The following is a 22,202-nucleotide window of genomic DNA, read 5'->3' as shown; positions in this document are numbered from 1 at the left end:
GCCGAAGGTTTTCTCCCTCCCGTCCAGGCCGCTGCCTGGACGGTCGCCGCGGCGCCGTTCGTCGTACACGGTGCGTACTGCGTCGTTCGTCAGACCAGGGAACATCCCGAGGCAAAACTTCTCCTGGGAGCAGCGGGGGCATTCACGTTCGTACTCTCGGCCATCAAACTCCCGTCGGTGACCGGTAGCTCCAGTCACCCCACCGGGACAGGACTGGGCGCGGTGCTGTTCAGACCGCCGGTGATGGCGTTCCTCGGTATCGTGGTGCTGCTCTTTCAGGCGCTACTTCTGGCCCACGGCGGCCTCACAACGCTCGGGGCCAACACCTTCTCGATGGCGATAGTCGGTCCGTGGGTGGGGTACGGCGGGTACGTGCTCGTCAGTCGGATGTCGACGAACACGTCGGCCGCGATCTTCACCGCCATGTTCTTGGCCGACATTTCGACGTACTGCGTCACCTCCGTTCAACTGGGCTTGGCGTTCCCCGATCCTGCGTCCGGCGTCGGAGGTGCAATCGGAAAGTTCCTCGGGGTGTTCGCCCTGACGCAGATTCCCCTCGCCGTGGCCGAAGGACTGCTCGGCGTGCTGGTCTTCCGCGTACTCAAAACGGTTGCTGCTCCCGAACTTCGGCGAATGGGCGTTCTGCGTACCTCGAAAGCCGCCAAGGCCACCGACAAGTCTGTCGTCACTCCCCCATCGACACACGGAACGGTCTGACATGCGCAGATCGATTCTCGTCAACCTTGGTCTCCTGGTTGCGATCGTCCTCATCGCGGCCTCGGCACTAGTGCTCGATGCGCTCAGGCCAGGCGATCATGATCGGTTCGTGGGCTCGGACTCCGCCGCCACCACCTTGATCGAAGAAGAGAACCCGAACTATGTGCCGTGGTTCTCGGCGGTCTTCGCTCCGACGTCCAGCGAAGTCGAATCCGGACTTTTCGCGCTGCAAGCAGCTCTCGGCGGCATCGCTCTCGGCTACTGCATCGGCGCGCTCCGCCATCGTCGACGCGACGAATCCGCCGAACCCGTTGAACCGGAAAGAGTGAAGAGTTGAGTCAGGCGAAAGGCTTGGCCATCGATGACGCTGCGTGGTCGAGCCGCTGGCGTGACACAGGTCTGGGTGGGAAAGCGTTGCTGAGCCTCGGCCTGCTCACACTAACGCTTGTCCTTCCCGTCTGGCCCACGTCGCTGACCGTCGCGGGGCTGGCGACCTATCTGATCCTGGGGCAGGCCGGCACCGATGTTCGCGTGTTCCGTCGTGCTTGTACAGCGCCACTCGGGTTCATCGTGCTCAGCGCGCTCGCCGTCGCCGTCTCGGTTCGGGTCGACCCGTCGCTCACGATCAGAATCACCGACAGCTCCCTCATACACGCGCTGGAGGTCGCGGGGCGCGCCGGTGCGGGAACACTGTCTGTGCTGCTTCTATCGCTCACAACCCCGATGACGGATCTGATGGGAGGGCTTCGGCGTTCGGGGGTGCCTGCGGGTTGTGTCGAGGTGGCGTCTTTGATGTATCGGATGCTGTTCATGCTTCTCGACACCACTCGGACGATCCGGCGCAGCCAGGTTGCGCGGCTGGGAAACACGACGATTACGCAAACACTGAGATCAAGCGGAGACTTGGTGTCGGTCATCCTGATCCGCTCGTGGGATCAGGCCCGCCGCCTGGAGACGGGCCTCGCCGGCCGCGGGTACACGAACGAACTCACCACCCTCGACGATCCCCCTCGAACGAGCAGGACATGGATGGCCGCCGCTGTGGGAATGCTGCTCGCGGTGGCCACGCCGACCATGGTGTGGAGCGCTTCATGAGCCACCGCATTCTTCGAGGCGACGGCGTGGTCGCCGGCTACGACCCCGAGATTCCCGTTCTGCGGGACGCGTCGCTGCAGATCGAACCGGCCCGGCGACTGGCATTGTTGGGCGCCAACGGATCCGGGAAATCGACGTTGCTCTCCTGCTTGGCGGGCAGTACCCGACCCGACTTGGGGCAGGTCTTCGTGGACGGTGAGCCCCTGCGATACTCACGCGGCGGCCTGCGAGCGCACCGGCAAGCGGTTCAGCTCGTTCTCCAAGACCCGAACGATCAGCTGTTCTCAGCCGATGTGGCACAGGATGTGTCGTTCGGACCATCAAATCTCGGCCTCTCACCGACCGAGGTCAAAGAACGTGTCGCGGAAGCGCTCGACCTTCTCGGTCTCGAGCACCTGCGACGTAAACCGACTCATCATCTCTCCTATGGGGAGAAGAAACGGGTAGCAATAGCGGGCGCTATCGCCATGCGCCCCTGTGTTCTGCTCCTCGACGAACCGACCGCCGGTCTGGATCCGCAGGGAGTCGACGAGATGGTCGAGGCCGTGTCGCGACTCGAACAGCACGACACGACAATCGTCCTCGCAACACACGATGTCGCCTTCGCCCTGGAATGGGCCGACGATGCAGCAGTCATGTGCGACGGCGCCGTGGTCAAAGGTGATCCGCGCGATTTACTCGGGAGCAAGGCCTTACTGTCGGCGGCCCGGTTGAAGCTGCCCTGGACGCTGCGATTGGCGGAATCCCTTGCCGCCGAGGGGTTGATGCCGCCCTCGTCACTGCCCCGAACTGTAGAGGAGGTGACCCAGCTTCTGTGCGACATGCGCGCCACAGCCGCTCGGTGAGTTTCCCGGCCTTGGATCGGCCGGGACCCTGAAATGCTGGTTGTTACAGGCAAACGACATACCCCAGAATGTAGGTATACCGTTGACCGGGGATATATCAGAACGGACGAATGTAGACCGGTACGAATACTCGCGGTCGGCAGATTTTTAGAACTAGCATGCGGGGCCCGAAGGCCACCGGCAACAATCAGGCGAAAGGCGTCTGAATTCGAGTTGCGCGATGCGCAACGACGATCCCGCTCACTACGGCTTCCTTATGCCCACATCGCGTCCGAGTTCGAACCGGTCGATTCCGACTCGGGAACACGGTTGACCATTTCGGTCATAGCGGAACGGTAGATGGATTTAACAAAATCCACGACTTGCAACGCCGGCGCTGGATCGACACTGTAATATCGAAAACGGCCTTCTCGCCGCTCTACGACGACACCTGCCAGCCTCAAGACACGCAGGTGACTGGACACTGCAGTGCGGCCTACGTGCTCGATTCGGTCCGCCAGATCGCCGACTGCCATCTCGCCCTCGCCGAGAATCAACAAGATCTCACGCCGAGTCGGATCGCCGAGCGCGTCGAGAACAGCCGAGGCATCGCCACTGGACACTGCATTCACCTCCGAGCTTGGGACCGTCTGAGTGAAGCGTACCCCACACGCCGACATGTCACTGTATGTTGACATTAGCGATCGACTTACCGAGTTGGATCTCGCGCAACTGCCTACAAGCCGGAGGTGCCAGGTGTTCGGCCGGTTCAGCGTCACCGTCATTTCGACCGGGCCGACACTGGGACGCTGCGACACCATCGAAACCCCGATCGAACAACATTTCGGGTCGAATCCGATCCGTCGCCCCACCCACATACAGACTCGAGGAACTCATGACCACAGAACGCCAAACTGATCTCGTCGACGTCACCTGGCTACGCGACCACGAGAACGACCCGAATGTCGTAATCGTGGACGCGACGACCCACCTTCCAATTCCCACGGAAGGCCCGTACACGCCCATATCCGGTTTTATGTCCTACCAAGAGGCGCACATCGAGGGCGCGCTGTTCGCGGACTTGTTGACCGCTTTTGCCGACCCTGACAGCAACGAGCCATGGACAGTTCCGGATTCGGAGCGGTTCGCCGCCGCCGCGGGTGCCCTCGGTATCGGCGATGGCGTGACGGTGGTCATCTACGATCAGCACGACGGGTATTGGAGCACTCGACTGTGGTGGCAGCTTCGACTCGAAGGTTTCGAATCCGCAACAGTTCTCGACGGCGGACTGCGGGCATGGCGTGCCGCCGGGATGCCCGTCACCGACACCGTGTCCACCGCTGCTGCCAGGCTATTCACGGCCTGCAGGAAGCCTGAACTGATACGGACGACGGGTGAGGTTCAAGCCGCACTCGACGACCCGTCGACGATCCTGGTCAATGTGCTGGATCCGGCCACCTACCGCGGCGATAGCAATACTTACGGTCGCCGCGGCCATATCCCTGGCAGCATCAACCTACCTGTCACCAGAATCAAGAACCGCGAGACAGGGGGGCTGCGCCCCGTCGAAGAATTGCGGACGCTGTTCGAGGATGCGGGTTTGCTGGACACAACGAAGACCGTCGTCGTGCACTGCGGCGGTGGCGTCGCGGCCACCGGTGTCGCACACGCCATGTCGGTGGCTGGACGTCACGACGTCGCCGTCTATGACGGATCGATGACGGCATGGGCCGGTGACCCCAACCTTCCCCTGATCACCGGACCATCGCCCCGCTGAACTTCATCAGAGCTCACGACATACCCATGGGGGGGATAGTCGGTTACTTGACAACGAGAGGTGAAATAGTGCATTCCCACAACGATGAAGCGAAGTTCATGAGTGACATCAAGGAGTCCGCGCCGGAGATGGTTTCTGCGTTCTTCGGGTTCGACAAGGCAGTCTTCGCGAAGGACACCGGGAACCTCGATCTGGCCACCCGCGAACTGATCGCAGTTGGCGTCGCTGTCACGACGCAGTGCCCATTCTGCATCGAGGACCACGCCAAGCGGGCGGTCAAGGCCGGAGCATCCAAAGCCGATGTGGCCGAGGCGGTTATGGTGGCTGCCGCTTTGCGGGCCGGGGGCGGAGTCACTCACGGCTGGAAGGCAATGAAGGCCATCGTCGAGGAGTAGTTAACCTTGGAAGGCGATGTGTTCGCGATAGACTCGCCCACAAGTCACTATTCATTGACATGTTGACTGAAAGCAGTGAAACTTACACTTGGGGTATCCGCCCTATCCGCTTGGTCGCGCATCCGAGAGGTCGTATACCAGTGCTCTGGCGTATGAACGCACGGTTCCGCCGCCCGCGGGATTTCAGCAGAGGCAGCCATTAGGAGGTCGGCCGTGACCGCAGACAGCAGGTATCACCCATTCGACGAAGCGACCTTGAAGAATCGGGTAGCCGGTGCAGGTCTGGCTCTCGACGGGGTCGATATTGCGCAGTTGATGCCGCTTGTCGACGACTTGCTTGGAATGTCGTCTCAACTTTCGGCATATATGGGACCGATCACCGACCGAAACCCCATCTACACCGTCGACAAAACCGAGTCGAACGGAATCAGCGGATGATGGCGGAATACCTCGATCTCGATGTAGTCGCCGCAGCGAAATTACTGCGGGAGGGCGAGGTGTCCTCGTCCGAACTCGTGGCTGCCACTCTCGATCAGATTTCCAGGTTCGACCCCGAAATCAATGCTTTCATCACCGTGATGGACGGTCAGGCCCGTGCTCTCGCTGATGTATACGACGCCGAGATCGCTGCCGGTGCTTACCGTGGTCCGCTCCACGGTATTCCGATCGCCATCAAAGACAATGTGCACCTAGCCGGCTTTCCCACCACGGCGGGCGGCAAGCACCTGGCGTCGATACCGTCCGTGGAGTCCGCCACAGTGGTTCGGCGCTTGCGGGACGCTGGTGCCATTGTGGTCGGCAAGCTGAATATGCACGAATACGCCTATGGAGTGACCAGCGCCAACCCACATTACGGACCGGTTCGCAACCCGTGGGATACCGATCGGATCCCGGGTGGGTCCAGTGGTGGGTCCGCTGCCGCTGTCACCGCCCGCATGTGTTTCGCCGCAATCGGGACCGACACCGGCGCCTCGGTGCGTCTACCCGCAGCTCTGAACGGCATCGTCGGCCTGCGGCCAACGATTGGACGAGTAAGCAACCACCTGGTAGTTCCGCTGTGTTGGAGCCTCGACACAGTGGGACCGATGACCCGGTCGGTGCGCGACTGCGCAGTGATGCTCGAGGCCATCGCCGGCCACGATCCGCTCGACACACGTACACGCGCCGTCCCAGTGCCTTCCTACCCTGCACGACTGGATGGAGACCTCGAAGGTGTGCGGCTCGCCCTGCTCCAAGGAGTGAGCTTGGAAAACCTCGACCCCGCTGTGTATCGCAGTGTCACAGCTGGCATCGCAAGAATGGAGTCTGCCGGCGCGAGCATACGGACCGTCGAGGTGGACGGACTCGAACACGCACTCTCCGCACTCATGACGGTCGATGTAGTGGAACCTACTGTCCTCCACCATCAGTGGATTCGAGACTCTCCGGAAAAGTACGGCGACGATGTTCGCAACCTGCTCTACGCCGGCGAGATGTACTCGGCGACCGATTACATGCACGCGCAGCGATACCGGAGGTTGCTGTCGGAACGTCTCGACGAAGTATTTCGACGATCGGATGTCATCGTTGTTCCGACGCTGCCTTTCCCGGCACCGCTCCACGGAACCGATCGGATCGATCTGCCCGACGGCCACAGCGAATCGTTTCTCTCTGCCGCGATGCGCTTTACCGCGCTGGCCAGCCTCGCGGGTCTCCCGGCGATTTCGGTGCCGTGTGGATACTCCGACGAGGGGCTCCCCATCGGTCTTCAGTTCATAGGCCGCGCGTTCGGCGAGGTCGAATTGCTGGCCGTTGCTGCCGCGTTCGAGCGCATCGCGGACGCGCACGGTTCCGACGCACCGCCGATGATTCGCCCGGCGCACGCTGGCAGCTGACAACCGATAAGGGAAACTTCAGCCAGATCGGGTAGTACCGATCTCGTTGGTCACGAGTTTTCCTCCCACGGACTGCGCCAGGTAGAGCGGTTGGCGTAGCCCGCGCGCCGAAAGCTCGATACGCCCACGTGGTCCGTCGATAACGACGCCGGCGCGGAGCTGCTGTCTCAGCATCGACGGCTGCACATCACCGACATTGGTCGCCGCGCGGGCCACTAGATGGACGGCCTCGTACACGCACTCGGTAACGCTCGATACGGGAGGCGCGTCGGCACCGAATCGCGTGTGATAGCGGGCTAGGAACTCACTGTTCTCATTCGAGCCCAATGTCTCGAAGTAGGAGAACACGGTCCACAAGCCGGCGCTCGCAGCCGGACCGATGTACTCGTGGGTCGACTCGTCGAGCGCAAACGAGACGGTTTGAACACGGGCTGCCACTCCCATGGCGTGCATCTGTTGCTCGAAAGCCACTTCGTCGGCACCGATGAAAGTGGACACGACCAGCTCGGACCCATCGCTGTCGATGGACTCGATCAACGGTGCGAAGTCCCTGGTCCCGAGAGGTAGGTAGCACTCGGTGTCCACCGCGCCCCCCGAGCGCTCGATGACGTTGCGCGCTGATCGCATCATCGAGCGAGGCCAGCTGTAGTCACTTCCGGCGAGAAAGAACCGCTCCCCACTCGTAGCCTGCATCAGCGCAGGAATCACTGCCGATGCCTGGGACGTCGGTCTCTCACCGAGTCGAATGCTCTCCTTGTCGCTTCCGCCCTCGTTCATCAAGGTATGTACCAACAGAACGTTTTGTCGTCGGGCAACAGGTAGCAGTTTGCGGAAAGTCGCGGACGTGACGTTTGCCAGGACGACATCACAACCGGATGCCTTCAGCCGGACGAGTTCAGCCGCCCCGAGTCCCGGATGTGTTCCATCGTCTCCATGGACAAGTTCGATTCTCCGTCCGAGGACTCCCCCGTCACGGTTGATCTCCTCGACAGCGAGGAGCGCCATGTTTTTCGTCGCAACCGAATACACGCTCGCCGGTCCGGTCCCGCTCGACAGGAGACCGACCCTCCACGTTCGCGCCGGATCGTCGAGCGGCGGCGCAGGGAGCAAGAATCGGGTCGCCCACGAGACGACGTCTTCGGAAATGCTGCCTATTATCCGCAGGCGGCACCCACCGCTCGCATCGGGTTGAACTGTTACGCTGATGGTTCCGTGCCAAGGCAACTCGTGAGCGATCACCACCTTGTACGGCCGGTCGACACGCACGATTCGCCCGAGCACATCGATACGTTGGCCCCCGAGACTCGGCGGAAGCGTTACCGCGATACTGATGGGTACGCCTACCCGAAATACGCTCCCGAGCGGAAGGCGCAACCGAGGCGAATTTTCCGCCGCGATGGAATCGAAAGCCTGTGTGGGTGCGCACGAAAGCTGCACTACCTCGGAAAAGACAATGTCACCCATGGACCCACCTCATACAGCGACGTAGCCGACGCGTACAGATCGGCAAGAGTGTACTGATGCCCTACATCGTGGGACCACCGACGAAGTGTCGGGCGTCGCGGCCTCGCCAATAGAGCCTACCGCCGTGACCACGTGTCACCAACCCACGGGGGGTTCGAGGTTCGGCCATCGGAGTCGAGGCGGGCTGACGCGACTGTAAGACCGCGACTAGGCAACATGTGCACAGATGTTGACATGTCACCCTGGTTGAGCAATATTTGACCGGACCGGCAGCGGGATCGATAACACGTCACCGAGGTCTACGTCGACGTGAAGCCCCGAGGCGACAACAACCGAGGCCCGCCAGGAGTACTCATGGCTTTTCAGAACAAGTTCACCGACACTTTCGGGATCGAACACCCCATCGTCTGCGGTGGAATGCTGGCCGTCGGTCGCGCCGAGCTGATCGCTGCAGTGGCGAACGCAGGTGCTCTCGGATTCATCAGCGCCCTGACCCAACCGACACCGGAGGCGCTGATGAGAGAAATCAGCCGCTGTAGAGAACTTACCGATCAGCCCTTCGGGGTCAATCTGACCATTCTTCCGACGATCACGCCCGTGCCCTACGACGAGTACCGAGACGTGATCGTCGAATCCGGCATCACCATCGTTGAAACAGCGGGTAGCAGCCCGGCGCCACACCTACCGCACTTCAAAGCTGCCGGGATCAAGACTATTCACAAAGCTGTGTCGGTACGTCACGCCCTCAAGGCCGAATCCCTCGGCGTCGACGCCGTGAGTATCGACGGTTTCGAATGCGCCGGTCATCCCGGACCGGACGACGTGCCGGGCCTCGTACTCATTCCCGCAGCAGTGCGGAAATTGTCCATCCCCATCATCGCCTCCGGTGGATTCGCAACTGGTGCAGGACTGGTGGCGGCCCTGGCCCTCGGGGCGAGTGCGATCAACATGGGGACGCGGTTCGAGGCCACGTTCGAGGCACCGATCCACGACAACGTCAAGAACCAAATCGTCACCAATGACGAGCGCGCCACACAGATTGTGTTCCGTGAATTCGGCAATACCGCACGAGTCGCCCGAAACTCGTTGTCGGAGGACATTGCTCGGCTCGGGTCGCTGCCCGGCGCATCGTTCTCAGATGTCGCCCATCTCGCCTCGGGCGAACGAGGCCGTGATCGCGTACTCACACACGGTGATGTCGAAGACGGTATGTGGTGGGCCGGACAGGCTCAGGGTCTGATCGACGAGGTCCTGTCCTGCGCCGATGTCGTTCGGACCATCATCGAAGAAGCCGAATCGATCATCGATCACACCCTTCCAAGTCAGCGCCGTATCAAGTGAACCGAGGTTCCGCCATATGACCGCGCACTGCCCCGCAGTCCACCCCTGGCAACCGACCCTCAGGAGTCCTCGTGCCTAGTCTCACCTTCCCCGCGTATCGCGTCACCGCGACCAGGCAACCCGCCGAGCTGGTCGAGCTGACGGAGGCGGATCTTCCCGACTCCGAACTACTCGTCGAGGTTCGCCACTCGTCCTTGAACTACAAGGATGGTCTGGCGATGCTCGGACGTCCGGGCGTGGTGCGTCGCTACCCGTTGACCTGCGGCATCGACCTCGCCGGTGTGGTCGTCGAGGCGGCAGGCCACTTCAGTGAAGGACAACTGGTAGTACTCACCGGAGGCGGGTTGTCCGAGACAGCACCGGGGGGCTATTCGGGTTACCAGCGTATCGACCCGACACACGCCGTTGCGATACCCGGGACTTTCGGTACAAGGGGCGCAATGGCGATCGGGACGGCTGGCGTGACGGCCATGTTGTGCGTAATGCGTCTCGAAGGTGCAGGAATACGACCGAAAGATGGACCCGTGCTCGTTACCGGAGCATCGGGCGGCGTCGGAAGTTATGCAGTTCATTTGCTCTCCACCCTCGGATATGAGGTCCACGCATCGACCGGAAAGACACAGGAGACCGACTATCTCGTAGCTCTCGGTGCCACTGACGTGATCGGCCGTGACGAACTCGCCGATGCAGGGCGACCATTGGCAAGCGAAACCTGGGCGGCCGCGGTGGACAGTGTCGCAACTACCACGCTCGCAACCGTGCTCTCGCGAATACGTTACGGCGGAGCCGTGGCAGCGTGCGGACTGGCAAGTGGCATCGACCTGCCGACGACGGTCTTACCGTTCATCTTGCGAGGGGTCTCACTTCTTGGCGTCGACTCGGTCTGGGCGCCTCCACTAATTCGACAGCAGGCTTGGTCGAGGCTCGAAGACCTGGTAACACCGAAGGCATTGGAACAAATTTCGGTAGATTCCGACTTCGAGAACCTGCCGACGCTCAGCCGGGAAATCCTGGCCGGTGAGATACGGGGGCGGGTGGTGGTTGCAATAGGAACCGATGGACAACACGGAAATTGAACGCTGCGCCCCCACGTTCGAGACAACGGAAGAAGGCTCACATGACCACAACGCTTACTCATGCGCAATTGATCGACTCGGTCGGCAGTGATCTCGGAACATCCGAATGGATCGAAATCAATCAAGTTCGTATCGACGGCTTTGCCGAATACACCGAGGATCGCCAATGGATCCATACTGATCGTCACCGAGCCGCCGAGGGCCCCTTCGGAACCACAATCGCGCACGGGTTCCTCACTCTGGCCTTGGTGCCACATCTTCTCGGTAAGATCTTTCACGTCAGCGACGAGACTCGCGGAGTCAACTACGGATTGGACAAGGTGCGCTTCACCAATCCGGTCCCGGTCGATTCACACATCAGGCTGAAGGCTTCGATGGGAAACGTATCTCAGCGTCAGGACGGTGGCGTCACGTGCCACGTGAAGATCGAGATCGAGATCAAAGACGTGGAGCGGCCGGCGATGGTTGGAGAGTTCCTCCTTCTGTCCTACTGCGACCACGCCTGAGGCATAACAGCTCGGGGCGTCAGTTCACCTGGCGTCCCGAGCTGTCCCAGTACTGCGACCGGATTTTGAACTTCTGCAACTTGCCGGTGGCGGTACGTTCGAACGCGGTGCGGAATTCGACCGATGTCGGCGCTTTGTAGCCCGCCAAACGGGCCTTGCACCACCGAATCAATTCTCTTTCTATATCTCCGTCGACATCAACATCGGGCGATAGCACGACGAGCGCTTTGATGGTCTCGCCCCACTTTTCGCTGGGTACGCCGATCACACAAACCTCGGCCACCGCAGGATGAGAGAAGAGAGCGTCTTCCACCTCGATCGAGGAGACGTTTTCACCGCCGGTCACGATGACATCTTTCTTGCGATCGGCGATAGTCAGGTATCCGTCATCGGACAGATGACCACCGTCGCCCGTATGGAACCAACCGTCCGCGAGCGCTAGTTCGGTTTCCTCCGGTTGCTGCCAGTATCCCTGCGTCACAACGTTCGACCGAGCAAGCACTTCACCGGCGCCTGCCGTCGATCGGTCGATGCTCAACGTCACACCGAGGGCCGGAGGTCCAGCCCGACCCAGCCTCTGAGCTCGTTCCTCGACGTCGAGGTCGTCCCATTCCTCTCTTGTTCTGTTGACGGTGAGCACAGGTGATGTCTCGGTCAGTCCGTACAACTGAATGAACTCCCAGCCGAGTTCCTCCTCCACGCGGGCGATAGTTCGGGTGGGGGGCGGAGCACCGGCGACCATGATCCGAACCCGAGCTTTGCCCGGCACTTCGCCGTCCCAAGCCAGCGCCGCATCGAGTATCGACGACACGACCGCCGGCGCGGCGCAGAGCACGGTCACCCTATGGTCTCGGACACGTCGCAGGATTTCGGCTCCGTCGACTTTGCGCAGCACGATGTGTCGGGCTCCCACGCCGCTCATGAGGAATGGCATACCCCACCCGTTTGCGTGGAACATCGGCAAAGTGTGTAGGTACACGTCGCGATCACCGGCCTGGATGTGCAGGCCGAAGGTCATGGAATTTACCCAGATGTTGCGGTGTGTGATCTGCACCCCCTTGGGACGAGCGGTCGTCCCGGAAGTGTAATTGATTGCGGCGAGGGCGGATTCGTCGTGTTCCCAAGCCGACGGTTCGATCTCGGTCGAGGCGTAGAGCGAGGCATCGTCTCCCAGGACGAATTTGTGCTCGCATACGACGCTGGACAGATGCTCCTCGAGTTCTGGATCGATGAAAAGTACCCGGGCCCCCGAATGATCGACGATGTATTGCACCTCGGCGGCGCTCAGCCGGAAGTTGACCGGTACGAGGACCCGGCCCCATCCGCTGACGCCGAAGAAAGAGGCCAGTAGACGACCGCTGTTCTGGCTGACGATTGCCACTCGCTCACCGGCAGCGATCCCGTACTCGTCGAGCCGGGCGGCCTGGCGTCGCGCAAGCATCCCAAGTTGTCGGTACGTGAGGTCGCCGAGACTCGGAGCCGGCTGATCAGGTTCGTCCACGACACCGATTCGGTCTCCGTAAACCGAGACTGCGCGGTTGAGAAAGTCATTGACGTGGAACGGTATCTGCATAGTAACTCCTGGTGACGCGTCATTGTGCGAATGCCTACTGTGCTGATCACAATATAGTCATGTCAATATGAGGTGGCATAACAAGTTTTAGTGAACTGCCCATTCGATTGCGGCTTACATGTCGACCACGCGGGCGATAGGCGTCCTGTGGCGCGCAAGTTCCTGCGATTGCACGAATCAATTCTCTCGGTGATTTCGCACGTCTGGTGACAGACTGGAAGTGCGGCCTTCCGCACTTTTCAGTACAACCGGTGAGGGCAACCGCTGTCGGCACCGATTCCGTCACTTATCAGCGGTCGCGGGCACTTCGCCTACCGTAGGTGGATCGACCGGAGCTACGAAGTAGTACCGTCCCTTCGTCAGATACGTCAACGGGACGTACACCATCGGACCGATCACCATTGCAAGGAAAGAGGCGTAGTAGGTCGGGTACAATCCGAGCACACCTGCACCACCGATCACTATCCCGGTACCCATTGCCAAGATGCCGGGGACATTCCAGCTTCGCACCCTCACGTCGTCGTATTCGATATTTTCGAAGGGTGCCAGGCCTAGCATCTTCCGGCATACAAAATAATCCGCAAGCAGGATAAAAATCCAGGTGTTCGTCATGATTCCGGTGACGGCCAAGAATTTGTCGGTGTATTGCAGGACATTGAGTGGGTATGCGGCAATTCCCACGGCGATCATGGCGACCATCCACCACTGTCGACCAACCTTACGGCGACTGAGCGCATCCGCTGCATTCGATAGGGCCAGGGAACCGGAATACAAATTTATGACGTTGATACGTATCTGGGTCACGACTGCGAAGATCACGCCTAGAAGACCCATCATCACTGCAAATATCAGGCCCGGATCGGTCGCGGCCAATTCGGGATTCGGCCGATTCTCAAAGCTTCCGATCATGGTGAATCCCAGGAATGCACCGAGAACAATCACGACGGAGCACATCAACAGCTCCGTGAACATCAGGCCGGCCGTCCCACGGTATCCCACGGTGGTTTTGACGAATCGGCCGTAGTCGGTGGCGATAAGGCCTTGGAAGACAATCTGACCGTTCAGGAGGCTCATGGCCTGCCACATTGCAACAGCGCCGACGGAGCCGGTGGCCTTCCACTCCCCCGGGCCGACGAGGACATAGCCCTGCGCCAGCATGATGATGCCGACGACGAACAGTACAAGGAAAATCGGGAGTCCGAACTTCTGGAGAATGTTCATCGAGTGCATTCCTCGCCAGCTGCAGTACAGCGCCACGAGCGCAACTCCGGAGAATACGATGGTCGCCCAGAATGAATCGATAGGTATCCCAGCCCACTCACTGAGGGCGTGCGAGACAATGCTGCCTTCGAAGATGAAGTAGAAGACGTAATTCACCGCGTAAACGACAGACGCTACGGCAGAACCTTTGACACCGAACCCCAATCCGCGGCTCAAGAGCGGCAACGACAAGCCTTCTTTGCTTGCGATCCGCATGATTAATCCGCCGACAACGGTGGCACCGATGATCATGTACGCGATAGGTATGAGCATGAGTGGCCACCCGACCAGGAAGCCCAACTGGCCTCCGAGGAGAAACCAGAACATTGCCGTTACGTTTCCGGTCAACACCAAGAGAATCGCGGGCCGAGGCCAGCGCCGATTGGCGGGTACCCGACTGGTCGCGTAACTTTCGATCTGCTCGTCCAAACTCGAATCAGGCCCTGCAAAGTAGCGCTGAAAGTCCATTGATAGTCCCATCGTCCGTAGCGGCGAGTTTTCCGGCATCGATCAGGCGCGCACGTGCCGAAAGGCACTGCCGGCCATCCCCCGTGTGCAGATGACGACCCATTGCGCGGTTTGATGTACTTGCCCACGCTGCACCGTTTGATGTGCTGTGCGTCACGCCAACGTACAGCGTCCGTACTCGGCAGTCAATATGTCACTACTTACTGACCTAATGCCAGGCTCGACGCCATGCCGATGACGCAGGCGGGTGCGGTTCAGTCCGATGCCACGATGGGCACGGTCAGCACCCATCGGTTCATCGCTTCGAGGACGGAACTCAACCCCTGCCCCAACGGGGTGAGTTCGTAAACCACACGGGGTGGAATCTCCGGGTAGGACGTGCGAGTGAGCAAACCGTACGTCTCGAACTTGCGAAGTCGGTTGGTCGAGGTATGCGCACTGATCCCATCCAACGCCGCGAGCAGTTCGCCGAACCTGGCCGGGCCGGTCAGTAGTTCACGGACGATCAACGTCGCCCACGGACCGTCCACAAGCTCAGGAAGCGGGCGATCCCGCAAGTGTCAGTGGTGCATTCGTCGAACTTCATAGGCCTCACACTGCGCCAGACTACCCTTACTGCACTTGATGTAACCACTGCAACCTATGCATTAATTACCTCATGACCTACATCGTGCACGGCGCTTCCGGCGCCCAAGGTTCCCCTGTCCTGTCCGCCATGACCGCCGCCGGCCACCACACCACCGCCGCCGTACGCAACACCTCGACGATCGGGGTCCCAGCAGTCGCCGTCGACTACACCTCCATCGACTCGCTCGCCAATGCCTACACCGGAGCAGATGGCATCTTCGTCCACATTCCTATCGGCCCGTTGGCAGACCAAATGGCCTTCGCCCACGCGATCGGTGACGCCGTGCGACGTGCTCGCCCGGCTCGCGTGGTGTTCTCTACCAGCGGAGCCACCGTCGACGAATCGGCACCACCGTCGTCGGCACCCGAAGTGCTAGCGCACCAGTTGCACGAGAGCGGAGTCTCCTACGCTGTCATCGAGCCCCGACTGTTTCTCGAGAACCTCCTTCTGCCCGTGTCACTGGGGCCCGTCCGCGAGAACGGCACGTTGATGTACCCGATCCGTGACGACTATGCGGTCTCATGGAGCTCTCACCTCGACATCGCCGACGTCGCAGTTCGCCTGCTCACCGACACGTCGGTCACCGGCATCGTCTCCGTCGGTGCACTCCCGGGACTGGTCGGTTCCGATCTGGCGAAAGGGTTCGCAACCTACTTCGACCGGCCCGTCACATTCGACGCCATCTCACCCGAGCACTACGGCGACATGATCACCCCACTGTTCGGCGAGGGCGCTGCAGGCCCCGTCATCGACTCCTACCGTCACCGAGCGACTCAATCCGGCGAGGTCATCTCCTCCGAACGATCCGCACAAAAACTGCTCGGAATGAGCCCCCGCAGCGTGCAGCAATGGCTCACAGACCTCGCAATTTGAGGATTGCCATCGATCAGGGGAAGCCGTCCGACACTGCCTCGATATGGGTAGCGCCGACGCACCCGCGTTCGCGCTACCCCGACCCGAATCCACAAGGCCGAGCGCACAACACCGCGTCGTACGGGCAAAACGGACACGACCCAGCCGGGGTCCTCAGCTACCGAGCCAGCACGGCCGCTCACATAGGGTTCGCGCGGCCGCTGTTGTGCTTCGGCGTCGAGTTATTCGGCGAGCTTGGCGATCGACTGCGCCCACAGGAGGTATTTGTGGCGTCCGAGGTCGCCAATGGTTTTGCGGCGACGGGATCCATCCTGGAGACACCATCGTTGAGTCCGATCCTCACGCGGCCCACGAGTGCCGAGCTGTCAGTGAGTGCCTCTCGATGCAGGTTGGCGATTCTTGGCCCGTTCAGCCCAAGGACAAGATCTGGGAGATCTGCTCAGCCGTGCGCACTACCGCGGCTGCAATCTCCGATGTATCGACGTACTCGACACGGAGCTTCGGGATCGTGACGGTGATCGACCCCGTTATCTGCCCGTCCGTGAAGTACGGCGCCGCGATGCCGAATGCCTCGGGGATGCGTTCGCCGTCGCCGACTGCCCAGCCGCGCCTCTTGATGTCCTCGAGTGCGCGCGCGATCGAGGCCGGGTCGATGTCAGTGTTGGCGGTGTACCTCACCAACGGAAGTTGCGGGAGTACGTCCGGCGGGAGGTGGGCAAGAATCGCTTTTCCCGACGCACCAGCGTGGAGCGGAATATCGGTGTCCGTCGCCATCCAATAGTGCATCTGCTGGCTCCCCTGGACTACCAACGTCTGCCGGGCGATACGAGTGGGTTGATCGAGCTCGATCAGCCCGACGGTCTCGCCTGTCTGCCGAGACAGTTCCGCTACCGCGGGCCGCACGAGTTCGGCGACGGTCTCGGCAACACCGAGCAGTGCCGACCAACGCATCAGCGTGGGGCCGATTTCGAGGGTGTCCATCGACTTGGTCGCCAGACCCGAGTGTAGGGCGACACCCAGTAGCTTCGTCGCAGTGGAGGGATTGGCCCGGATGACGCGGCCAAGCGCTCGACCCCCTGTGGGGAGGCCTTTCGGGTGGCGGGCGAGAGCCGCGATGAGCCGTTCGAGTCGGTCCACTGCGGTGCCGCCGTCGGATGCGTCGGGACCGATTCTGGCGGGGTGATCTGTGTTGGCGTTGTCGCCTGAATCGCTTAGTCTGCCAAGCCTTCTGGCGGCGTCGAGTACGAGGGGGACGAGCTCCCGCAGGTCGTGTTCGGTGGTATCGGTACGAGGGCGAGTGATGGTGACCGCGGCAGGAATGCCGTCGAAGACGAACGGCGCCGACAGCCCCGCCGCCTGCACGAAGTGCTGCCCGATGCTCAGCACGTACCCGTTGCGTCGGTCGCGTTCGATGTGCTCTCGCAACGATGCCAGGCCGGTGATGGTGTCGGTTGTGAAGCGGGTGAGTTCGAGGTTGTCGGGGATGTCGCCGTCCATCGCCGACAACAGGGCCCGCCCGGTTGCTCCCGCGTGTAGCGGCAGGGCGGTGCCCGGGGTCAGATTGTAGCCAATCGGCCCCACCGACGAGCGTCGTACTGCCACGAAGCCACTGATTTTGTTCGCGCTGACAAGGTTGATGGTGGCCGTAGACCCGGCGGCGTCCGCCAGTTCTTGGGCGATGTCCCCACCGTCACGAAAGATGCTGCACGACAGATGCACTCGCGATGTCAACACTCTCAGTCGGGCGCCGACGTGATAACGACCCCGAGCATCTCTATGCGTCAGATTCGAATTCGACATCTCCTGCAGCAGCCGGGCCACGGTGCTCTTGGTCGAACCGAGATCGATGGCCAAGTCACGGACCCCCCGCGAGTCTTCCGCTGGGCGTCGAACCAGTTCGTCGAGAAGAGCGACGACGCGGTCTGTGCCGTCGGGCACCGCTTCGAGGTAGGAGTCCCACGACCCTCGGGCGGATCCGGCGCGCGCGTCGCTATCCGTGACAGTCACACTGCACCCCTTTCCGTGTTGTCCTAGCCCAGCGCCCTCGATGCCAGCAGTTTAGTGTCACTTCACCCTGGCGCGGTTCTGTGCCTCTCGGAACCGACACTTGACAGCGGCGAGTGATCGGCCCCACACTTATGACTATAGGGCAGGACACTGTCCCATCTTTTAACCGGAGGTCATTGTGGAGCCATCTACAGTCGAGGACGTGAACACGTTCAATCCCGAGCAGCGCAAGAAGGCCAAGAAGGCCACGGCTGTTGCGGCGTTCGGCACGTTCATCGAGTACTACGACTTCAGCGTGTACGGATACGTCGCCGCCACCCTGTCGGTCGTGTTCTTCCCCAGCGAAAACCCAACGATCGGCCTGCTGAACACCTTGCTGGTGTTCGGTTCCGCATTCCTCGTGCGCCCGCTGGGTGCGCTGTACTTCGGGCGCCTCGGCGACAGAGTCGGACGACGGACCAGCCTGATCGCCAGCATCGGGTTGATGAGCGCGGCAGCCGCCCTGACCGGCCTCCTGCCGGGATACGCACAGATCGGAGTCGCAGCCCCCATCCTGCTGGTGATCTTCCGGATGCTGCAGGGCTTCTCGACCGGTGGTGAGATCGGCGGAGCGGCAAGCTACATCCGCGAATGGGCCGAGCCGTCCAAGCGCCCCTTCTACATCTCGTTCGTTCCCGGTGTCGCGCAGCTCGGTAAGGGTGCCGCCGCCGGTATGGCCGCACTCGCCGCGAGCATGCTGCCCGCCGAACAGATGGAAGCCTGGGGCTGGCGCATTCCGTTCCTTCTCGCTGTCCCCCTCGGCATTCTGTGCCTCTACCTCCGCCTGAGCGTCGAGGACAGTCCTGAGTTCACAGCCTCGAAGAAGGCCGAAACCAACACCGACAGCCCACTCAAACGGCTCTGGGCCAACCACCGCGCACCGCTGCTCAAGGTCGTCGCCATCTCGACGGTGCAGAACGTCGGCACCTACATCGGTACTGTCTTCATCGCCGTCTACCTGAGCACCTCGCTAGATTTCTCCAAGGGCCAAGCGTCGACGATCGTTCTGTTCGCCGTCCTGAGCGCATCGGTTCTCATTCCGTGCGTCGGTTACTTCGGCTCACGGGTCGGCGGCAAGCGACTGTTGCTCATGGCCTACACCGCGTACATCGTGGTCACCATCCCCTCGTTCTTGCTGATGGGCCTCGGGTCGTTCCCCGTCGCGATCGCCGGCCTGCTGCTCGGCATGATTCCTTACGCGCTCTGCCAGGTCGGTACCTACAGCTCGATGACCGAGTTCTTCCCCGTTCAGGTCAGACACAGCGGCGTTGCCTTCGGCCACAGCATCGGCGCAGTCATCGGCGGCGGCGCAGGCCCCTACGTCTCGACGTGGCTGATCGACGCCACCGGGAACATCCTCATCCCCGCGTTCATCCTCGTCGGATTCGGAGTTTTCGGCCTTGCCATCGTCGCCGGCACCGTCCGTCGAAGCAAGACCGACACCCACCTCTACAGCTGACCGCGACACCGACACAAAGGTTTTCACATGCACACCTTCTATGTCTCCGACCCGATCCACCCCGACGCCCTGGCCGCGTTGAGCGACATGGGCGAGGTCAACCTCGGCTATGGCCCCGACTCCGTGCAATACAGCGACGTACAAGATCGCGTCGATGCCGTTCTCTTGCGGGCAGAGACCTTTTCTGCCGACATGATCACCGGCTCCCCCAAGCTCAAGATCATCGCCCGCCACGGCGTGGGAACCGACAACGTCGACCTCGACGCCGCGACCGCACACGGCGTGTGGGTCACCACCACCCCGGGCAGCAACAGCCGCGCCGTCGCCGAACACGTCTTCGCGCTGCTGTTGTCGCTGGCCCGCAAGACCCCGACCGCCACCAACGGCGTCGCAGCCGGAGGGTGGTCGGACCTCAAGCCACAGCTCAACGGGTTCGAACTCGGCGGTCGCACACTCGGACTCGTCGGGTTCGGCAACATCGCACGCATCGTCGCCGACATCGCCCGCGGGTTCGGCATGACCATCCATGTCTCCGACCCGTTCATCACCGCTGACGCCGTCACAGCCGCCGGCGCCACGCTCGTCTCACTCGACGACCTGATCGACCAGTCCGACGTCATCTCGCTGCACGTCCCGCTCACCGACGTGACCGCATCGTTGATCGACGCCTCCGCGCTGCAACGTATGCGGCCGGGCGCATTCCTGATCAACACCTCACGCGGTGGATTGATCGACGAATCCGCACTCGCTGTAGCCCTCACCGACGGCCACCTCGGCGGAGCCGCTCTGGACGTCCTCAGCGGCGAATCCATCGACATGAAGAACCCGCTGCCGTACACCGCACTCGCCGAACAACTCGACCACCTGAGCAACCTCATCATCACCCCCCACGTCGCAGGCCAGACCGACAAGGCCTTCGAAACAGCAGGCCACGGAGCAGTCACCTGCATCCGACAGGCGCTCGCGAACGAGACACCCGACAACGTCGTCAACGCCGTACTGGCTCCCGCCACCGGCCACTGACACACCCACTTACCTTGTAGGAGAATGATGTTCATCAAAGCCGACGCCTCGAATATCGATATCGCACCGAGCTGGGATCGAGCGGACCTCGACGCCATCGCCGCGCTCGCGCAGTACCCTGTCGCTCTGATCGGTGACGCGCAAAAACGGATGGGACTGCTGTCCGCCCAGATCGAACTCGTCACGCCCGGACTGAAGTTGGCCGGTACCATACTGCCGATTCTGGCCCGCGAAGGTGACAACCTCGCCATTCACCGGGCGCTCGACGACGCCCAGCCCGGCGATGTCCTCGTCATCAACGGATACGGCGAGATCAGCCGAGCGGTGTTCGGCGACATCCTGGGTGAAATCTGCACCTCCAAAGGTATCGCCGGTGTCGTCATCGACGGCTCCACCCGCGACGTCGACGAACTGACGGCTATGAAGCTCCCCGTCTACGCCCGCGGCGTCAGCCCCGCAGGACCTTGGAAGAACGGACCCGGCCAAGTCGGCTTCCCCGTCGCCTGCGGCAATATCGTCTGCAATCCAGGCGACGCCATCATCGGAGACTCCGACGGCCTGGTCGTCATCGCTCGTCAAGACGTCACGGCTGCGCTCGAACGAACAGCCGCACAGGACGGTATCGAACAGGGTATGCGCACCGACATCCGCGCTGCGCTGGCACGTTGACAAGATCGACATCGCAGATACTTCGTAGAGGGAGCCGACAGTGCGTCATCACCTCGCTCCGGTGCGGTTGCCGAAGCCCCGAAATGACGAGTGGGAGTGGCAGATCGAGGCCGCCTGCCGCTCCATGCCCATCGGCATGTTCTTTCCCCCACGAGGCCTTCGCGGGTCGGCTTTGGCCAAAGCAGAACGAGATGCCAAACTGGTGTGCGCGCAGTGCCCGATAGTCGAGCGGTGTCTTCAGCACGCGCTCGACTGCGGGGAGCCATACGGCGTCTGGGGTGGGCTGACCGTGACTGAGCGACTCCGCCGCGCAGCCGGTTCCGACAAGTCCGAGGCAATCGACCAGCCCGCCGCTCCAAGACACCGCATCGGACCACCCCAGAGATTTCGGTCCGCTCGGACCTCGTAGCGAATCGTCCGCTACGGAGTTCGGGATGCGCGTCGGTCTGAGACCTGAGTCGAGCGGTCAGACTCCCCCTTCATGCCTGACGATTTCGAACGCTTCCGCCGGACGACGCGGTCGACTCGCGGAGCGACCGCTAAAAAGGTCGAGGGTGCGCATCAGCAGTGCTTCGGTACGGTTTTCGACACTCAGCGCGCCATGGTTCAAGACCTTCGCGGCATACTCGAGCAGCATCTCGCGAGGGCTGCGATCCCGTGCTGCTGGGCTCAGTAGGGACCACTCTGCGCGAAAGTGGGGCTCATGCGGGTGGGGCGAAAAATTCGAGGGCGACATTGTCCACGTCTCGGAACGAGATACCCGAACCGTAGTGGGCGTGCTTGATGCCGGAATGTTCGATCTTCAGCTCGGTCAACCTATCCCGCCACTGGATCAGTTCTTCCTGGGAGCACCCGAACGCGATGTGGTCCAGGCCTGTGCGGCGTTCGTCGAACGGCCCCTCAGCCGTCGAACCGTGGTGTGTATGCAGCCCGAACAGCATGCCGTCGGCGAGCGCGAAAACCGAATGATGGAAAGTGCCAGACTCCTCGTCTTCGTCCAGCACCGGGCGGGAATCGAACAACCGCGAATACCATTCGACGCTCCGGTCGAGATCCGACACCGTTATCGCAACGTGGGCCAAGCCTGGAAAATTGGGCATCCCGATAAACCTTTCGTATAGGCGTCTGCTCTAC

Annotated in this window: 23 protein-coding genes; 16 read left to right on the top strand and 7 right to left on the bottom strand. The window is 61.6% G+C overall.

What is annotated here, in order from left to right:
* The 4 genes from WBQ44_RS05905 to WBQ44_RS05890 all read left to right on the top strand — a co-directional run.
* On the top strand, positions 1 to 717 hold a 717-nt coding region (locus tag WBQ44_RS05905; protein ID WP_495565794.1), incomplete at its 5' end, for an energy-coupling factor ABC transporter permease.
* Position 718: 1 nt separating this feature from the next.
* Entirely contained in the window at positions 719 to 1,054 is a 336-nt protein-coding gene (locus tag WBQ44_RS05900) for an energy-coupling factor ABC transporter substrate-binding protein (RefSeq protein WP_495565793.1), read from the top strand.
* The gene (cbiQ, locus tag WBQ44_RS05895; RefSeq protein WP_495565792.1) at positions 1,051 to 1,812 is read left to right on the top strand and encodes a cobalt ECF transporter T component CbiQ; all 762 of its coding nucleotides are present in this window, start codon (positions 1,051 to 1,053) and stop codon (positions 1,810 to 1,812) included. Before WBQ44_RS05900 ends, cbiQ begins: the two co-directional genes overlap by 4 nt.
* Positions 1,809 to 2,657, top strand: a complete 849-nt coding sequence (locus WBQ44_RS05890; RefSeq protein WP_495565791.1) for an energy-coupling factor ABC transporter ATP-binding protein — start codon at positions 1,809 to 1,811, stop codon at positions 2,655 to 2,657. The genes cbiQ and WBQ44_RS05890 overlap by 4 nt, the downstream gene beginning before the upstream one ends.
* Positions 2,658 to 2,911: 254 nt before the next feature.
* Here the strand turns inward: WBQ44_RS05890 and WBQ44_RS05885 are convergent, their stop codons facing one another.
* Positions 2,912 to 3,259, bottom strand: coding sequence for an ArsR/SmtB family transcription factor (locus WBQ44_RS05885; RefSeq protein ID WP_495565790.1), 348 nt, complete (start codon positions 3,257 to 3,259; stop codon positions 2,912 to 2,914).
* Positions 3,260 to 3,531: 272 nt separating this feature from the next.
* On the opposite strand from WBQ44_RS05885, the gene WBQ44_RS05880 reads away from it, so the two are divergent.
* From WBQ44_RS05880 to WBQ44_RS05865, 4 genes are all read left to right on the top strand, one after another.
* The gene (locus WBQ44_RS05880; RefSeq protein ID WP_495565789.1) at positions 3,532 to 4,413 is read left to right on the top strand and encodes a sulfurtransferase; all 882 of its coding nucleotides are present in this window, start codon (positions 3,532 to 3,534) and stop codon (positions 4,411 to 4,413) included.
* A gap of 98 nt (positions 4,414 to 4,511) precedes the next feature.
* On the top strand, positions 4,512 to 4,808 hold the full coding sequence (locus WBQ44_RS05875) for a carboxymuconolactone decarboxylase family protein (protein ID WP_495565788.1): 297 nt from the start codon (positions 4,512 to 4,514) through the stop codon (positions 4,806 to 4,808).
* Between the two features lie 213 nt (positions 4,809 to 5,021).
* Complete coding sequence (locus WBQ44_RS05870) at positions 5,022 to 5,246, top strand: hypothetical protein (RefSeq protein WP_495565787.1); 225 nt, start codon at positions 5,022 to 5,024, stop codon at positions 5,244 to 5,246.
* Positions 5,243 to 6,682 (top strand): amidase, encoded by a 1,440-nt coding sequence (locus WBQ44_RS05865; RefSeq protein WP_495565786.1) that lies wholly within the window; start codon positions 5,243 to 5,245, stop codon positions 6,680 to 6,682. Before WBQ44_RS05870 ends, WBQ44_RS05865 begins: the two co-directional genes overlap by 4 nt.
* Before the next feature lie 18 nt (positions 6,683 to 6,700).
* Here WBQ44_RS05865 and WBQ44_RS05860 read toward each other — a convergent pair whose 3' ends face one another.
* The gene (locus tag WBQ44_RS05860) at positions 6,701 to 8,146 is read right to left on the bottom strand and encodes a substrate-binding protein (protein WP_495565785.1); all 1,446 of its coding nucleotides are present in this window, start codon (positions 8,144 to 8,146) and stop codon (positions 6,701 to 6,703) included.
* A 354-nt stretch (positions 8,147 to 8,500) separates the two neighbouring features.
* Here WBQ44_RS05860 and WBQ44_RS05855 point away from each other — a divergent pair, with 354 nt between their 5' ends.
* The 3 genes from WBQ44_RS05855 (at position 8,501) to WBQ44_RS05845 (ending at position 11,069) form a co-directional block, all read left to right on the top strand.
* Positions 8,501 to 9,487, top strand: a complete 987-nt coding sequence (locus WBQ44_RS05855) for an NAD(P)H-dependent flavin oxidoreductase (RefSeq protein WP_495565784.1) — start codon at positions 8,501 to 8,503, stop codon at positions 9,485 to 9,487.
* 71 nt (positions 9,488 to 9,558) lie between these two features.
* Positions 9,559 to 10,563: an MDR family oxidoreductase gene (locus tag WBQ44_RS05850; RefSeq protein ID WP_495565783.1), complete on the top strand. Its 1,005-nt coding sequence runs from the start codon at positions 9,559 to 9,561 to the stop codon at positions 10,561 to 10,563.
* 41 nt (positions 10,564 to 10,604) lie between these two features.
* Positions 10,605 to 11,069 carry a MaoC family dehydratase gene (locus WBQ44_RS05845; protein ID WP_495565782.1) on the top strand — a complete coding sequence of 155 codons (465 nt, stop codon included), beginning with the start codon at positions 10,605 to 10,607 and terminating at the stop codon, positions 11,067 to 11,069.
* Between the two features lie 19 nt (positions 11,070 to 11,088).
* Here the strand turns inward: WBQ44_RS05845 and WBQ44_RS05840 are convergent, their stop codons facing one another.
* The 3 genes from WBQ44_RS05840 to WBQ44_RS05830 all read right to left on the bottom strand — a co-directional run bounded on the left by WBQ44_RS05840 (position 11,089) and on the right by WBQ44_RS05830 (position 14,900).
* On the bottom strand, positions 11,089 to 12,642 hold the full coding sequence (locus WBQ44_RS05840) for an AMP-binding protein (protein ID WP_495565781.1): 1,554 nt from the start codon (positions 12,640 to 12,642) through the stop codon (positions 11,089 to 11,091).
* Between the two features lie 282 nt (positions 12,643 to 12,924).
* A complete protein-coding gene (locus WBQ44_RS05835) occupies positions 12,925 to 14,370 on the bottom strand; it encodes a purine-cytosine permease family protein (protein WP_495565780.1) in 1,446 nt (481 codons plus the stop codon).
* A 254-nt stretch (positions 14,371 to 14,624) separates the two neighbouring features.
* Positions 14,625 to 14,900 (bottom strand): winged helix-turn-helix transcriptional regulator, encoded by a 276-nt coding sequence (locus tag WBQ44_RS05830; RefSeq protein ID WP_495565779.1) that lies wholly within the window; start codon positions 14,898 to 14,900, stop codon positions 14,625 to 14,627.
* 128 nt (positions 14,901 to 15,028) lie between these two features.
* On the opposite strand from WBQ44_RS05830, the gene WBQ44_RS05825 reads away from it, so the two are divergent.
* Positions 15,029 to 15,871 (top strand): SDR family oxidoreductase, encoded by an 843-nt coding sequence (locus tag WBQ44_RS05825; protein ID WP_495565778.1) that lies wholly within the window; start codon positions 15,029 to 15,031, stop codon positions 15,869 to 15,871.
* 408 nt (positions 15,872 to 16,279) lie between these two features.
* Here WBQ44_RS05825 and WBQ44_RS05820 read toward each other — a convergent pair whose 3' ends face one another.
* Positions 16,280 to 17,878 (bottom strand): IclR family transcriptional regulator, encoded by a 1,599-nt coding sequence (locus WBQ44_RS05820; protein ID WP_495565777.1) that lies wholly within the window; start codon positions 17,876 to 17,878, stop codon positions 16,280 to 16,282.
* A gap of 202 nt (positions 17,879 to 18,080) precedes the next feature.
* Between WBQ44_RS05820 and WBQ44_RS05815 the strand changes: the two genes are divergently transcribed.
* Genes WBQ44_RS05815 through WBQ44_RS05800 form a run of 4 tightly spaced genes read left to right on the top strand, consistent with a single transcriptional unit; the run spans position 18,081 to position 21,477 of the window.
* Positions 18,081 to 19,376, top strand: coding sequence for an MFS transporter (locus WBQ44_RS05815; RefSeq protein WP_495565776.1), 1,296 nt, complete (start codon positions 18,081 to 18,083; stop codon positions 19,374 to 19,376).
* A 27-nt stretch (positions 19,377 to 19,403) separates the two neighbouring features.
* A complete protein-coding gene (locus WBQ44_RS05810) occupies positions 19,404 to 20,399 on the top strand; it encodes a hydroxyacid dehydrogenase (RefSeq protein ID WP_495565775.1) in 996 nt (331 codons plus the stop codon).
* Between the two features lie 24 nt (positions 20,400 to 20,423).
* The gene (locus WBQ44_RS05805) at positions 20,424 to 21,068 is read left to right on the top strand and encodes an RraA family protein (protein WP_495565774.1); all 645 of its coding nucleotides are present in this window, start codon (positions 20,424 to 20,426) and stop codon (positions 21,066 to 21,068) included.
* A gap of 40 nt (positions 21,069 to 21,108) precedes the next feature.
* On the top strand, positions 21,109 to 21,477 hold the full coding sequence (locus tag WBQ44_RS05800; protein WP_495565773.1) for a WhiB family transcriptional regulator: 369 nt from the start codon (positions 21,109 to 21,111) through the stop codon (positions 21,475 to 21,477).
* A gap of 292 nt (positions 21,478 to 21,769) precedes the next feature.
* Here the strand turns inward: WBQ44_RS05800 and WBQ44_RS05795 are convergent, their stop codons facing one another.
* On the bottom strand, positions 21,770 to 22,168 hold the full coding sequence (locus tag WBQ44_RS05795) for a VOC family protein (protein ID WP_495565772.1): 399 nt from the start codon (positions 22,166 to 22,168) through the stop codon (positions 21,770 to 21,772).
* Positions 22,169 to 22,202 lie beyond the last annotated feature (34 nt).

Source organism: Rhodococcus sp. (in: high G+C Gram-positive bacteria), assembly GCF_049591685.1.
Classification (GTDB): Bacteria; Actinomycetota; Actinomycetes; order Mycobacteriales; family Mycobacteriaceae; genus Rhodococcoides.
Note: the sequence above shows the minus strand (reverse complement) of the source record. Positions and strands in the feature narration are given on the sequence as shown.

What these genes read in the sequence shown, in the direction of transcription:
- WBQ44_RS05900 (WP_495565793.1), top strand. Translation starts at nt 719, where the DNA reads ATGCGCAGATCGATTCTCGTCAACCTTGGTCTCCTGGTTGCGATCGTC.
- WBQ44_RS05890 (WP_495565791.1), top strand. Translation starts at nt 1,809, where the DNA reads ATGAGCCACCGCATTCTTCGAGGCGACGGCGTGGTCGCCGGCTACGAC.
- WBQ44_RS05880 (WP_495565789.1), top strand. Translation starts at nt 3,532, where the DNA reads ATGACCACAGAACGCCAAACTGATCTCGTCGACGTCACCTGGCTACGC.
- WBQ44_RS05875 (WP_495565788.1), top strand. Translation starts at nt 4,512, where the DNA reads ATGAGTGACATCAAGGAGTCCGCGCCGGAGATGGTTTCTGCGTTCTTC.
- WBQ44_RS05865 (WP_495565786.1), top strand. Translation starts at nt 5,243, where the DNA reads ATGATGGCGGAATACCTCGATCTCGATGTAGTCGCCGCAGCGAAATTA.
- WBQ44_RS05860 (WP_495565785.1), bottom strand. Translation starts at nt 8,146, where the DNA reads ATGGGTGACATTGTCTTTTCCGAGGTAGTGCAGCTTTCGTGCGCACCC.
- WBQ44_RS05855 (WP_495565784.1), top strand. Translation starts at nt 8,501, where the DNA reads ATGGCTTTTCAGAACAAGTTCACCGACACTTTCGGGATCGAACACCCC.
- WBQ44_RS05845 (WP_495565782.1), top strand. Translation starts at nt 10,605, where the DNA reads ATGACCACAACGCTTACTCATGCGCAATTGATCGACTCGGTCGGCAGT.
- WBQ44_RS05840 (WP_495565781.1), bottom strand. Translation starts at nt 12,642, where the DNA reads ATGCAGATACCGTTCCACGTCAATGACTTTCTCAACCGCGCAGTCTCG.
- WBQ44_RS05835 (WP_495565780.1), bottom strand. Translation starts at nt 14,370, where the DNA reads ATGGACTTTCAGCGCTACTTTGCAGGGCCTGATTCGAGTTTGGACGAG.
- WBQ44_RS05825 (WP_495565778.1), top strand. Translation starts at nt 15,029, where the DNA reads ATGACCTACATCGTGCACGGCGCTTCCGGCGCCCAAGGTTCCCCTGTC.
- WBQ44_RS05810 (WP_495565775.1), top strand. Translation starts at nt 19,404, where the DNA reads ATGCACACCTTCTATGTCTCCGACCCGATCCACCCCGACGCCCTGGCC.
- WBQ44_RS05805 (WP_495565774.1), top strand. Translation starts at nt 20,424, where the DNA reads ATGATGTTCATCAAAGCCGACGCCTCGAATATCGATATCGCACCGAGC.
- WBQ44_RS05795 (WP_495565772.1), bottom strand. Translation starts at nt 22,168, where the DNA reads ATGCCCAATTTTCCAGGCTTGGCCCACGTTGCGATAACGGTGTCGGAT.